12 protein-coding genes are annotated in these 11,877 nt (G+C 70.1%); 2 read left to right on the top strand and 10 right to left on the bottom strand.

Features of this window, described 5'->3' with window-relative positions; genetic code table 11:
* The first annotated feature begins 111 nt into the window (after window positions 1-111).
* Window positions 112-1,437, top strand: a complete 1,326-nt coding sequence (locus OXS31_RS10310; RefSeq protein ID WP_267398876.1) for a tetratricopeptide repeat protein — start codon at window positions 112-114, stop codon at window positions 1,435-1,437.
* A 9-nt stretch (window positions 1,438-1,446) separates the two neighbouring features.
* Here OXS31_RS10310 and OXS31_RS10305 read toward each other — a convergent pair whose 3' ends face one another.
* The 4 genes from OXS31_RS10305 to OXS31_RS10290 are packed head-to-tail and all read right to left on the bottom strand — an operon-like array spanning window position 1,447 to window position 5,785.
* Window positions 1,447-2,814 carry a glutamine synthetase family protein gene (locus OXS31_RS10305; RefSeq protein ID WP_267398875.1) on the bottom strand — a complete coding sequence of 456 codons (1,368 nt, stop codon included), beginning with the start codon at window positions 2,812-2,814 and terminating at the stop codon, window positions 1,447-1,449.
* Window positions 2,811-4,211 carry an aspartate aminotransferase family protein gene (locus tag OXS31_RS10300; RefSeq protein WP_267398874.1) on the bottom strand — a complete coding sequence of 467 codons (1,401 nt, stop codon included), beginning with the start codon at window positions 4,209-4,211 and terminating at the stop codon, window positions 2,811-2,813. The genes OXS31_RS10305 and OXS31_RS10300 overlap by 4 nt, the downstream gene beginning before the upstream one ends.
* 40 nt (window positions 4,212-4,251) lie before the next feature.
* Window positions 4,252-5,007 (bottom strand): SDR family oxidoreductase, encoded by a 756-nt coding sequence (locus OXS31_RS10295; protein WP_027602328.1) that lies wholly within the window; start codon window positions 5,005-5,007, stop codon window positions 4,252-4,254.
* Window position 5,008: 1 nt separating this feature from the next.
* Window positions 5,009-5,785 (bottom strand): SDR family NAD(P)-dependent oxidoreductase, encoded by a 777-nt coding sequence (locus OXS31_RS10290; protein ID WP_044341856.1) that lies wholly within the window; start codon window positions 5,783-5,785, stop codon window positions 5,009-5,011.
* 86 nt (window positions 5,786-5,871) lie between these two features.
* On the opposite strand from OXS31_RS10290, the gene OXS31_RS10285 reads away from it, so the two are divergent.
* Window positions 5,872-6,768 carry a LysR family transcriptional regulator gene (locus OXS31_RS10285; RefSeq protein ID WP_044341855.1) on the top strand — a complete coding sequence of 299 codons (897 nt, stop codon included), beginning with the start codon at window positions 5,872-5,874 and terminating at the stop codon, window positions 6,766-6,768.
* 5 nt (window positions 6,769-6,773) lie between these two features.
* Here OXS31_RS10285 and OXS31_RS10280 read toward each other — a convergent pair whose 3' ends face one another.
* The 6 genes from OXS31_RS10280 to OXS31_RS10255 are packed head-to-tail and all read right to left on the bottom strand — an operon-like array spanning window position 6,774 to window position 11,800.
* On the bottom strand, window positions 6,774-7,385 hold the full coding sequence (locus OXS31_RS10280; RefSeq protein WP_267398873.1) for an RraA family protein: 612 nt from the start codon (window positions 7,383-7,385) through the stop codon (window positions 6,774-6,776).
* Complete coding sequence (locus OXS31_RS10275) at window positions 7,370-8,155, bottom strand: IucA/IucC family C-terminal-domain containing protein (RefSeq protein ID WP_042134193.1); 786 nt, start codon at window positions 8,153-8,155, stop codon at window positions 7,370-7,372. Before OXS31_RS10275 ends, OXS31_RS10280 begins: the two co-directional genes overlap by 16 nt.
* The gene (locus tag OXS31_RS10270) at window positions 8,146-8,943 is read right to left on the bottom strand and encodes an ABC transporter ATP-binding protein (protein WP_077172836.1); all 798 of its coding nucleotides are present in this window, start codon (window positions 8,941-8,943) and stop codon (window positions 8,146-8,148) included. The genes OXS31_RS10275 and OXS31_RS10270 overlap by 10 nt, the downstream gene beginning before the upstream one ends.
* A 10-nt stretch (window positions 8,944-8,953) precedes the next feature.
* Entirely contained in the window at window positions 8,954-9,985 is a 1,032-nt protein-coding gene (locus OXS31_RS10265; protein WP_267398869.1) for an iron ABC transporter permease, read from the bottom strand.
* A complete protein-coding gene (locus OXS31_RS10260; protein WP_042134200.1) occupies window positions 9,975-10,976 on the bottom strand; it encodes an iron ABC transporter permease in 1,002 nt (333 codons plus the stop codon). The genes OXS31_RS10265 and OXS31_RS10260 overlap by 11 nt, the downstream gene beginning before the upstream one ends.
* Entirely contained in the window at window positions 10,973-11,800 is an 828-nt protein-coding gene (locus tag OXS31_RS10255) for an iron-siderophore ABC transporter substrate-binding protein (protein WP_267399116.1), read from the bottom strand. Before OXS31_RS10255 ends, OXS31_RS10260 begins: the two co-directional genes overlap by 4 nt.
* Window positions 11,801-11,877 lie beyond the last annotated feature (77 nt).

Genomic DNA, 11,877 nt, shown 5'->3' with positions numbered 1-11,877 from the left:
CCCTGCAGGAATGAGCTGCAGTACCCTTCGGGCGTAGGGCCTGCTATCTAGGCAGCATGAGCCGTCACGGCATGCTGCCGAAGACCCCCGTTCCGTTAGCCCAGGTTGAAGATGCCTTCCTTTCCCACCGACCGCTACGACCTTCCCCTGTCCACCCCTTCCACTCACGCCGCCGAGCGCTATCGAGCCGGCGTCGACCTGCTGCTGTCGCTCTGGCCCGGGGCGGCCGAGGCGCTCGACGAGGCGATCGCGGCCGATCCTGATTTCGCCCTGGCGCTGGCAGCACGGGCGCGGCTGCAGCTGATCGACAACCAGGCCGGCGCGGCCCGGGAGACCATCGCGCGGGCGCAGCGGCTGGTCGAGCGGCTTGGCACGGAGCGCGAGCGCAGCCATGTCGAGGTCCTGCGGCGGCTGATCGCCGGGGAAGGCGCGCGGGCGCTGCAGGGCGCGCTGGAACATGCCGAGCGCTGGCCACGCGACATCCTGATCCTTGGCCTGCCTCTGGGGGCCTTTGGCTTGCTGGCGTTTTCCGGGCGGGCCGATCATAACCAGGCGCGGGTCGACCTCTGCGAACGCCATGCCCGCCATTTCGCCGCGGACGACTGGTGGTTCCTGACCTACCGCGGCTGGTCCCATGGCGAGAACGGCGATGTGGTCCGCGGTCGAGTGCTCACCGAGCGGGCGCTCGAGCTACGCCGTCACAACGTCAATGCGGCCCATGCCCTGACCCATGTCCTGCACGAATCCGGCGACAGTCAGGCCGCGCAGGCCCTGATCGCCGGCTGGCTGCCCGAGTATCCGCGCCATGGCACCCTGCATGGACATATCGCCTGGCACGGCGCCCTGGTGGCGCTGGAACAGGGCGACAGCCAGGGCGCGCTGGACCTCTATCAGCGCTTCGTAGCGCCGGCGGCGTCCACCGCCGGCCCGCTCAATCGGGTCAGCGACAATGCCTCCTTTCTCTGGCGTCTGGGACTCTATGGTCATGAGGTGCCCGCCGAGCTCTGGCAGGCCACCGCCGCCAGTGTGGAGGGGCTGTTCCAGCAACCGGGCCTGGCCTTCGCCGACGTCCATATGGCGCTGATCGCCGCAGCGATCGGGGATCGTCTGGCGGTGGAAGCCCGTATCGCTGGACTGGAAAGCCGCCTGCGCGACGGCGGCCTGGCCGCCGGACCGGTAGTCCCCCTGCTCTGCCGCGCCCTGCTGGCTTTTGCCGAGGAGAACTACCCAGGTTGCGCCCGGCTGCTGGAACCGCTGCGCGGGGACGTCGCCCGCATCGGCGGCAGTGGCGCCCAGCGCGAGGTCATCGAAGACACCCTGCTGGTCGCCCTGCTGCGCGGGGGTGAACACGCCAGGGCCGCGGCGCTGCTGGACGAGCGGCTTCACCGGCGGCCCTCGACCCGGGATCGGCGCTGGCAGGCCAGCCTGGCGTTCTGAAGCGCGGGGTCAGGCGTGGGTCAGATACCAGCGCCAGTCCTGCTCGCCCACCTCAGCCATGAATTGCCGGTATTCCGCGCGCTTGATGGCCAGGTACACCTCGACGAAGCGCTCCCCCAATGCCTCCCGGATCCAGCTGGAGCGATCCAGCGCCTGTAGCGCGGTCAGCCAGTCGGTGGGCAGGAAGTCGGTGGCCTGCTCGTAGCCGTTGCCGACAGTGGCCGGCCCCGGGTCGCGTTCGTCACGGATGCCTTCATGGATGGCGGCGAGGATGGCCGCGGCCGCCAGATAAGGATTGGCATCGGCGCCACAGATGCGGTGCTCGATGTGGCGACTGCTGGCCGGACCGCCGGGTACGCGCAGGGACACGCTGCGGTTGTTGACCCCCCAGCTCTTGGCCAGCGGCGCATAGCTGTTGGCCTGGAAGCGGCGGTAGGAGTTGGCGTTGGGACAGAAGATCGCCAGGGCATCCAGCATCCGGTGCTGCATGCCACCGATGGAGTGGCGCAGCAGTGGCGTGCCCTGCGGATCCTCGCTGGCATAGAGGTTGTTGCCCGCGGCGTCGGCGAGGCTGACGTGCAGGTGCAGGCCACTGCCGGCCTGGTCGCCGAACGGCTTGGCCATGAAGCAGGCCTGCAGGCCGTGGCGGTTGGCGACCCCCTTGACCAGGCGCTTGTAGCGAATGCCCTCGTCGATGGCCTGGAGGGCATCGACGCGGTGCAGCAGGGTCAATTCGAGCTGGCCGGGGGCGTATTCGGAGATGGCCGTGCGCACCGGCAGTTCCTGTACCTCGCAGGCGGCGTAGAGGTCGTCGAGAAAGGGCTGCAGTTGCTCCAGTTCGTAGACCCCATAGACCTGCGGCGAGCCGGGTCGAACGCCATTCATCTGCAGCGCCGGTTGCGGCCGGCCCTGGGCGTCGCGGGTGCGGTCGAGCAGATAGAACTCCAGCTCCACCGCCATCACCGGCTGGAAGCCGTCGGCCTGCAGCCGCTCGATCACCCGTACCAGGGCATGCCGGGGATCGGCGGGGGTGGCCGGCAGGCCCTGGGTCGGGTGCATGCTCACCTGCACCTGGCCGGTCGGGGTGCTGCGCCAGGGTTGCAGGGTCAGGCTGCCGGGCAGCGGATAGGTCCAGCAGTCGACATCGGCGACCTCCCAGACCAGGCCGGTGGCCTCGACGTCCTCCCCCTGCAGGGTCAGCGCCAGGATGGAGCTGGGCAGCGGCCGGCCCTCCTCGTAGATGGCCAGCAATTCGTCACGGTGCAGCAGCTTGCCGCGCGGCACGCCATTGGCGTCGATCAGCATGAGTTCGATGCTGCGCACCTCGGGGTGGGCGGCGAGGAAGTCACGGGCTTCTTGGGCATCGGCGAAGTTCATGGCTGACACTCCCGGGCGCCGGGCAACGCCAGGAGCTCGCCAAGAGCCTGGTCGAGGGTGGCCAGCAGGCGGTCGACGTCCGCCGCTTCGAGATCCGGGCAGCACAGGGTCATGTTGTGGAAGGGGGTGATGAGGATGCCCCGGTTGATCAGGTAGAGGTGCAGCGCCTGCTGCAGACTGTCGTGGAAGGCGGCTTCCGCCTCGGCGCCGGTGGTGGGCGGCGTGGCGCAGAACTGGAATTCGCAGCGGGCGCCCAGCTCCGTCACCGACCAGGCCAGGCCATGGCGGGCGATCACCTCGCGCAGGCCGGCGGCCAGTCGCGCCGCCAGCGGCAGCATTCGCGCATAGGCGGCCGGGGTCATGACCTCTTCCAGGCTGACGCGCAGGCAGCGCATGGCCAGGGCATTGGCCGACAGCGTCGTGCCCATGCCGCTGTGCCCATGGCCGTGGCTGGTCTCGCTGGCGTGCTGCTGCGCCAGGCGCATGGCCTGGGCCATCTCGTGGCTGCAGCCATAGGCCGAACAGGGCACGCCCCCGGCGATGGGCTTGCCGAAGGTGATGAAGTCCGGCTGGAGATTCCAGGCACGGGTGCAGCCACCGGGACCGGTGGACAGGGTATGGGTCTCGTCGATGATCAGCAGGGTGCCGTACTGCCGGGTCAGGGCGCGGACCTGCTCCATGAACCCCGGGGCGGGCAGCACCATGCCGATGTTGGTCATGGCCGGCTCGCAGATCAGCGCGGCGACGTCGCCTTTCGCCAGTGCCGCCTCCAGCGCCGCGAGGTCATTGAAGGGCACCGCCCGGCTGGTCTCGGCCAGGTTGTGGGCCTGGCCGATCAGGCCGCCGCGGTGCACGGTACGCCCCTCCTGATGGCGCACCATGACATCGTCGACGGTGCCGTGATAGCAGCCGTCGAACACCAGCAGCATCTTGCGATTGGTGATGGCGCGCGCCCAGCGGATGACATAGCGGTTGGCATCCGTGGCGGTGGTCGCTACCTGCCAAAATGGCAGGCCGAAGCGCTCGGCGAGCAGTTCCCCGGCGACCACGGCATCCTCGCCGGGCAGCATGGTCGTGAGCCCGCGCGCGCCCTGCTCGGCCAGGGCCCGGGCGATGGGCGCCGGCGAGTGGCCGAACATGCTGCCGGTGTCGCCCAGGCAGAAGTCGACGTACTCGTGGCCGTCGACGTCATGGAAGCGCGAGCCCTGGGCATGGCTGACGAACAGCGCGCTGGGCATCGACCAGTCGTTCATCCAGTGCATGGGCACACCGCCGAACAGCGAGTGCCGGGCCCGCTCGGCCAGGGCCAGGGACTTGGGATTGCGCGCCAGGAAGCGCTCGCGTTCGGCCGCGACAAAGGTCTGCACGGCGGCTTCGCTGATACCACTGGTGGTCATGTCGAATTCCTCTTGGGGTGGAGGGCGGATCGGCCCGGGCTCAGTGCCCGGCCGAGACGCCGCAATCGATGGCCAGGTCCGCGCCGGTGATGGAGCGGGCGGCGGGTTGGCACAGGAAAAAGGCCAGCTCGGCGACCTCCTCGGGCTGGATGAAGCGCGCCGCTTCACCTTGCGGATACTTGGCCAACAGGTCCTGCAGGTAGGCGGCGGGATTGCCGTCGCCATAGCGCTCGGCCTGAAAGCTCAGCATGGGCGTCGCCACATCGCCGGGCGAAATGCTGTTGCAGCGCACCCCGCTGGGCGCCAGATCCAGGGCCAGGGCCTTGGTCATCAGGGTCACCGCCCCCTTGCTGGCGCAGTAGACGGCGGCATTGCGATTGCCCTGGCGACCGGCATCGCTGCTCAGGTTGACGATGGCGCCCCGGGTGTCCCGCAGCGCGGGAATGGCCGCGGCGCAGAGAAAGAAGCTGGCCTTCAGATTGACGTCCAGCACCAGGTCGAAGTCTTCCTCGCTGAAGGTCTCGGCTGGGCCTTCGCGCCAGACACCGGCGCAATTGACCAGGGCGTCGAGCCGACCGAGGCGGTCCAGGGCGCTGGCGACCACCTCCCGGCTGGCGCTGGCCTGGCGCAGGTCGGCGGCGTGCTGGCCGGCAAGGCCACCTTCGGCCTCGAGCGCCGCCAGGGCCGCGCCATCGAGATCGGTACCGAAGACCCGCCAGCCGGCCTGCAGAAAGTGCGCACGCACCGCCTGGCCGATGCCCCCCAAAACCCCGCTGATCAGCACGACTGGCTGCATGTCAGGCCCCCTTGTTTTCGATGCGGCTGTTGCCACCGTCCACCACCAGGTATTCCCCGGTGATGTAGCTGGCCTCGGGCGAAGCCAGGAAGGCCACCGCTGCGGCGACCTCGGCGGGACGACCGGCGCGGCCCACGGGCACCCGGGTCGCGGCCTGCAATTCTTCCGGCAGGCTGGAGGCGGTCTCGATCCAGCCGGGCGCCACGGCGTTGACCGTGATGCCCTGCCCGGCCACCTCCAGCGCGAGACTCATGTTCATGCCGACCATGGCCGCCTTGGCCGCGCTGTAGGCCGCGGCCTGCGGAATGCCCGCCCGGGTGCCGGTGGCGGAACTGACATGGACGATGCGGCCATAGCCGCGCGCCTGCATGCCGGGCAACACGGCGCGGGTCAGCAAGAAGGCCGTGGTCAGGTTGCGCGCCAAGGTCAGATTCCAGTCGGCCAGAGTCATCCGCGCCACCTCGACCAGGGGCTCGGGACTGCCCTGCATGGCCATGCCGGCATTGTTGACCAGGATGTCGATACGGCCCCAGCGCGCCTCGGCCCACTGGCAGAACTCGCCAACGGCCGCCTCCTCGGTGAGATCCAGCGCCCGGCCTTCGGCGGTGAAGCCGGCGGCGCGCAATTCCACCACCCGCTCCGCGATCCGGGCACTGCTGGCGGTGACGATCAACCGCGCCCCCGCCGCACCAAGGCGCCGGGCGATCGCCATGCCGATACCGGCTTCGCTGCCGGCACCGCTGATCAGGGCCACCTGGCCCGCCATCGACTCGCTCATAAGGCTGTCTCCGTTGTGGTTTGGCTGGACTCTAAGCCGGTCTGGCTGATACAAAAAGACGATCGTTATCAGCGAAATTGACAACCATGGCCTTTACCAGCGAAACGCTCAGGGTCTTTCTCGCCGTGATTGACGAAGGCTCCTTTTCCGCCGCGGCTCGTGTGCTGGGGCGGGTGCCCTCCGCAGTGAACATGGCGATCTCCCAACTGGAGGCCGAGCTGGACTTGGTGCTGTTCGATCGCGCCACCCGCAAGGCCTTGCCGACCCCCGCCGCGCGCGCCCTCGAACCCCAGGCGCGGCAGGTGGCCAGCCAGCTCACGCTGCTCGACGCCCATGCCCTGCAATTGCATGCGGGGCTGGAACGGCGCTTCGTGCTGGTGATGGCGCCGGAGTTGCAGACCGGCGCCTGGAGCCGCCCGCTGGTGACCCTGGCCGAGGAATTTCCGGCCTTGGAAATCGAGATCCGCTCGGCCGCCCGCGCCGAGGCGATCCGCCTGCTGCACGAGGGCAGCGTGGACATGGCGCTGATCTTCGAGCGCCCGGGCATCAACGCGCTGGAAGGTTTCGCCGAGGCTGGCAGCCAGTTGCTCACGGCGGTGGCCGCGCCCGGCTATCCCGCCTCCCGCCAGGATCGGCCACTGGGCGAAACGCTGATGGCCGATACCCGCCAGATCGTGGTGGCCGGGGGCGACCGTAATGCCTCGGACCCGCAGATCGTGCTGTCGCAACGGGTCTGGCTGACCGACAGCTACCTGGCGACGCTGGACCTGGTGCAGGCCGGGCTGGGCTGGGCCTATCTGCCCCACCCGCTGGTGCGGCCGCTGATCGCCGCCGGCCTGCTCGAGCAGGTGCAATTCGACAACATGGCCAGCCAGATCCGCCGCTGGATCGACGTCATCTGGATCAAGAATCGCCCCCTGGGCCTGGGAGCGCGCCGCTACCTAGAGTTGTTGCGCGAGCAGATCGGCACCAAGCCGGAATAGCGGCTTCAGCGCCCTTCGGTCAGCCGCTGTAGCAGCTGCGCGCGCCGTGCGTGGTCCGCGGCCTCCTTGGCCAGCGCACCGGGCAGCAAGGCTGCGGCCCGCGCGGGCGACAGGACGAACAGGCCATCGTCGTCTCCGAGGGCCAGGTCACCGGGGCAAACGCGGGTCTCGCCGAGCTGGAGTTCGACATTCAATTCGCCCAGCGCCTCGCCACCCTGGGTGGTGACGGCGCTGATACCGCGGTGGAAGACCGGCAGGCCGAGTTGACGAAGCGCCTGGACGTCGGTGATGGCGCCATTCACCACCACGCCGGCCAGGCCCTTGATCAAGGCGGCCAGGGTGCGCAATTCGCCCCAGCAGGCGCAGTGGGGATCGCCCACGGCCTCGATCACCAGGACGTCGCCCGGGCGACTGGCGATCAGAGCCTCGCGCAACAGGGCGCCATGGGGTAAGGGAATGCGCGCCGTCACCACCCGGCCCAGCAGACGCGTATTGGCCACCACCGGCTTGAGTTCGGGCAGATAGCCCGTGCGCCCGAGATGGCCCAGGGTCGAGGCGGCTACCTCGGCGTACCCGGCGATCAGTTCGGCCGGCAGCTCGCTCAGGGGGCCGGGCATGCGGCCTCCCGGGGGCGGATCAGCGGGCAGTTGCTGCAGTATTCGGCGGGCGCCGTGGCCTGGTAGTAGAAGCAGCAGGTGCGCCGGAAGCGAACGGGGCGCCCAAGGGTATTGGCCGTCGCAGGCCGGCGGAACTGCGCCAGCGGATTGGTCTCCAGCCCAAGTTCCGCCGGCGTCGCCGCCAGCAGCCAGGCGAAATCCTCGGCGCAGCGGGCACGAATGGCCGGATCATCGAGTTCGGCGAGGCGCCGGTCGTACAGCGAATAGAGCCGCACCGCGGCGTTCTCCCAGAGGATGCGGGGCGAGACGCGGCCAACCCGCGCCAGAGTCTCCCAGAGCGGCCGCAGCAGCTCGCCGAACAGGGTGCGGGCCAGTAGTGCTCGGGCCGTGGCGTGATCCTCCAAGGCGGGCAGCGGCCGGGTATCGCTCAATGGCAGGGCCGATCGCCAGCGCCCCTGGACGTGGCCATCCTCGATCCAGACATTGCCCGGCGTCAGGTCCAGGCACCGGTCATAGGCCGACAGGGCCTGGAAGGCCACCCCGGTGGTGAGAAAGCCCAGCCGTTTGGTCAACAGCGACGCCGCGACCCGCCGGGTAGGCGCTGCCATCCGCTCCGCCAGGTCGTCGAGCAACTCGGCGCAGCGTGCGGCGTCCAGCCAGGCGGCCACCGGCTGGCTGTGCTGCCCGTCGCGCTCACTGGCTTCGCGCAGGCCGAAGGTGGCGCGCAACTCGTCCCGCTGGGCGCTGTCGAGGGCGGGCCTCAGGCACATGGCGGTACCTCGCGACCAAAGGGAATGCACAGCGGCGTGCCGAAATAGGGATCGGCGATGATCCGGCATTCCAGGGCGAACACTTCCCGGACCAGGGCTTCCGTCAATACCTCTGCGGGTGCGCCCTGGGCGAAGGCACGACGCTGATGGACGGCGACCAGGTGATCGGCGTAGCGGCAGGCGAGATTGAGATCGTGTAGCACCATGACGATGGTCTTGCCCTCCTCCCGATTCAGCTGACGTAGCAGGTCCAGCACCTCGATCTGGTGCGCCAGGTCCAGGTAGGTGGTGGGCTCGTCCAGCAGCAGGCAATCGGTGTCCTGGGCCAGGGTCAGGGCGATCCAGGCGCGTTGGCGCTGACCGCCGGAGAGGTCGTCCACCGGCCGCTCCGCCAACGCCAGCAGGTCGGTGAGGCGCAGCGCCTTGTCCACCGCCGCGGCATCGTCCGCCGACCATTGGCGCATCCAGTTCTGGTAGGGATAGCGGCCCAGGCTCACCAGTTGCCGCACGCTGATGCCCTCGGGCGCCACCGGGGTCTGCGGCAGGACCGCCAGTTGCCGGGCCAGGGCGGCGGTGGACTGCCGGTGGATGTCCTGGCCGTCGAGCAGCACCTGGCCCTGGCGCGGTTCCAGCAGCCGGGCACAGGCCTTGAGCAGGGTGCTCTTGCCGGAGCCGTTGCTGCCGATGAGAACCGAGACACGCCCCGGCGGTAATTCGAGGTCGAGGGCCTCGATGATGGTCTGGGTGCCGTAGCCGAGGGTCAGGCCGCGGCTGGCCAGGGTTGCCATGAAGACTCCTTCAGGGACGCTGCCGGATCAGCAGGTAGAGGAAAAAGGGCGCCCCCAGGGCGGCGACGAAGATGCCGGCCGGCAGATCCAGGGGCAGGAACAGGGTACGACCCAGGAGGTCGGCGAGCATCACCAGCAACGCCCCCGCCAGAGCCGCCATCAGCGCCTGAGCGGCGAAACCCGCGGGCAGCAGGCGGCGGGCGATATGGGGCGCGATGAGGCCGACGAAGGCGATGGCGCCCCCCCAGGCGATGGCCACCCCGGCCAGGGCCACGGCCAGCGCCAGCAAGGTTGCGCGGTGCACCTGCAGGCGCACCCCGAGGCCGCGGGCCAGCTCGTCGTCGAGTTGCGCCAGCACGGCGTGGCGCGCCAGGGTCGCCAGCGGCAACAGCAGGACCAGCCACCACAGCCCCAGGGCGCGCACCTCCGGCCAACTGGCACCATAGACGCTGCCGGTCAGCCAGACGTAGGCGGACAGCGTCGTGGTCAACGGACTGAACACCAGCAGGAAGGTGGTGGCCGCGGCGAGCATGGCCGACACCCCTACCCCCACCAGCACCAGCCGCAACGGCGAGGCGCCATGGTTCCAGGCCAGGCCATAGACCAGCAGCGCCGCCAGGCCCGCGCCGAGCATCGCGGCCAGCGGCAGGCCATGCGGTCCGAGGCTGCCGGCCAGAACCGCCAGATAGAAGACCGCCCCGGCGCTGGCGCCACTGGTGATGCCCAGCAGGTCCGGCGAGGCCAGGGGATTGCGCACCTGGCCCTGCAGCAGCAGGCCGGACACCGCCAGGGCGCTGCCGACCAGGGCGGCAAGCAACGCCCGCGGCAGGCGCAGCTGCATGACGATGAAGCTCAGGCCGCCATGCGCGTCGTCGGCCAAGGCGGCCAGCACCTGGGTGGGCGTCAACCAGACCTTGCCCAGGCAGAGGCACAGCAGCAGGGCCGCCAGGGCCACCAGCGCGGCGACGGCGAGCCGCCCCAGGGTGGCCGGGGCCAGGCGGCGGGAGAAACGGCCGAGCCGCCAGACGATCTCAGCGGCCATGACGGCCTCCTCGACGCGCCAGATGGATGAAGAAGGGCCCGCCGAACAGCGCGGTCATGATGCCCACGGGCACCTCCTGGGGCAGGATCACCACCCGCGCCAGGCTGTCGGCCAGCACCAGCAGCAGGGCCCCGCCCAGGGCGCAGCCGGGGATCAGCCAGCGATGCTCGTGTCGCGCGCGGGCCAACAGCCCGCGCACCAGGTGCGGCACCATCAGGCCGATGAAGCCGATGTTGCCGGCCAGGGCCACGGCGCTGCCGGCCAGGCAGATCACCAGCACCCCGGCCAGCAACCGGATCAGCCCGATGGGCTGGCCCAGGCCGCGGGCCAGGTCATCACCGGCGACCAGTACATCCAGCTGCCCGGCCAGGACCCCGGCAGCGGCCAGGGCCAGCAGGCTGAACACCAGCAGGGGCGCAGCCGTGGCCAGGTTGCGCTCTCCCACCGAACCGGCCAGCCAGAACAGCACGCTGTCCAGCCCCTCCTGGTTGATCACCAGCAGCGCCTGGCTGAAGGCGGTGAACAGGGCCGCCAGGGCGGCGCCGGCCAGCACGATGCGCAGCGGTGTCAGGCGCGCCTGGCCCCGGTTGCCCAGGGTCCAGACCAGGCTGCCGGCCACCGCCGCGCCCAGCAGCGCGCAGAGTATCCAGCTTTCGGTGCTGGACAGCCCCAGCAGGGTGATGCCCAGCACCAGGGCGAAGGTGGCGCCGGCGTTGATGCCGAACAGCCCCGGCGAAGCCAGGGGATTGCGCGTCATGGCCTGCATCAGGGCACCGGCCACCGCCAGGTTGGCGCCCACCACCAGGGCGACCAGCAGGCGCGTCAGCCGGGTGGTGTTGACCAGGGTGGCGTCCAGCCCTAGCGAGGGGTCCTGCACCAGGGCCGCCACTACGCTAGTGGGCGCGATCCAGCGGGCGCCTACGGAGAGACTCAGCACGGCGATCAGCGCCAGGGCCAGGGCGAGCAGCAGCAGTCTGAGGGGTGCGCTCATGCGGCCCCCTGGTCGACCAGGACGCGCTCGATATCGTCCAGCAGCCGATTCGCCGCGAGCAAGCCGCCGCCCAGGCTCCAGGCCACCCCATCGACCCGCCAGACCTGCCCGCGCCGGGGGGCGCTCAGGCGTTGCCAGAGCGGATGCTCGAGCAGACGCTCGTAGTTGCGCTGCACCGCGGCCTGGTCGGCGCGCAGGAAGACGAAGAAGACGTCGGCCTCCACCACCGGCAGACTTTCCCGGGAGGTCAACTTGATCGAGGGTGCAGCGCTGCCCTGGCTGGCCGACGGCCAGGCGAAGCCCAGCTCGCTGAGTACCCGGCCGGCGAAGCTGTCGGGCAGGTAGCTGCGCAGGTGATCGGCGCGTAAATCCAGGACCGCCACCGTCGGCGGCCACTGGGACCCGTAGTGGCGTTGCAACGCCTCGCGCAGACGGGCGATGCGCGCCTGCCAGGCCTGCAGCAGGGCCGTGGCCTCCGCTTCACGCCCCGCGGCGGTGCCCAGGGCCAGCAAGGTCTGCTTGAATTCGAAGACCTCCTCCAGCATCACCACCGGGCACAGCTGCTGCAGCAAGGGAGCGATCCGGCCATGGCGAAAGCGCGAGGCGACGATCAGGTCGGGCGCCAGCAGCGCCAGGTCCTCCAGACTCGGCTGGGTCTCCAGGCCCAGCGAAGGCACTCCTGCCAGCGCCGGGCGCAGGTAGCGATAGACCGGTTTCTCGCTCCAGGACTCCACCACCCCGCAAGGCCTGAGCCCCAGGGCCACGGCGCTGTCGGTGGCGCCCTGGAACAGCGTGGCCACCCGGGTTGGCTGCGCGCAAGCCATGCCTGGCTGCAGCGCCAGGCCGGTGGCGAGCACGCCGCCGAGCCCGAGCAGGCGGCGGCGGGTTACTACTGAGGAAA

Origin of the sequence: Pseudomonas sp. GM_Psu_1 (assembly GCF_026544185.1) — a bacterium.
In the GTDB taxonomy this organism is placed as follows: Bacteria; Pseudomonadota; Gammaproteobacteria; order Pseudomonadales; family Pseudomonadaceae; genus Chryseomonas; species Chryseomonas oryzihabitans.
The sequence above is the reverse complement of the archived record's forward strand: the minus strand, read 5'-3'. Positions and strand labels throughout refer to the sequence as shown.

What these genes read in the sequence shown, in the direction of transcription:
- OXS31_RS10310 (WP_267398876.1), top strand. Translation starts at nt 112, where the DNA reads ATGCCTTCCTTTCCCACCGACCGCTACGACCTTCCCCTGTCCACCCCT.
- OXS31_RS10305 (WP_267398875.1), bottom strand. Translation starts at nt 2,814, where the DNA reads ATGAACTTCGCCGATGCCCAAGAAGCCCGTGACTTCCTCGCCGCCCAC.
- OXS31_RS10300 (WP_267398874.1), bottom strand. Translation starts at nt 4,211, where the DNA reads ATGACCACCAGTGGTATCAGCGAAGCCGCCGTGCAGACCTTTGTCGCG.
- OXS31_RS10295 (WP_027602328.1), bottom strand. Translation starts at nt 5,007, where the DNA reads ATGCAGCCAGTCGTGCTGATCAGCGGGGTTTTGGGGGGCATCGGCCAG.
- OXS31_RS10290 (WP_044341856.1), bottom strand. Translation starts at nt 5,785, where the DNA reads ATGAGCGAGTCGATGGCGGGCCAGGTGGCCCTGATCAGCGGTGCCGGC.
- OXS31_RS10285 (WP_044341855.1), top strand. Translation starts at nt 5,872, where the DNA reads ATGGCCTTTACCAGCGAAACGCTCAGGGTCTTTCTCGCCGTGATTGAC.
- OXS31_RS10280 (WP_267398873.1), bottom strand. Translation starts at nt 7,385, where the DNA reads ATGCCCGGCCCCCTGAGCGAGCTGCCGGCCGAACTGATCGCCGGGTAC.
- OXS31_RS10275 (WP_042134193.1), bottom strand. Translation starts at nt 8,155, where the DNA reads ATGTGCCTGAGGCCCGCCCTCGACAGCGCCCAGCGGGACGAGTTGCGC.
- OXS31_RS10270 (WP_077172836.1), bottom strand. Translation starts at nt 8,943, where the DNA reads ATGGCAACCCTGGCCAGCCGCGGCCTGACCCTCGGCTACGGCACCCAG.
- OXS31_RS10265 (WP_267398869.1), bottom strand. Translation starts at nt 9,985, where the DNA reads ATGGCCGCTGAGATCGTCTGGCGGCTCGGCCGTTTCTCCCGCCGCCTG.
- OXS31_RS10260 (WP_042134200.1), bottom strand. Translation starts at nt 10,976, where the DNA reads ATGAGCGCACCCCTCAGACTGCTGCTGCTCGCCCTGGCCCTGGCGCTG.
- OXS31_RS10255 (WP_267399116.1), bottom strand. Translation starts at nt 11,800, where the DNA reads ATGGCTTGCGCGCAGCCAACCCGGGTGGCCACGCTGTTCCAGGGCGCC.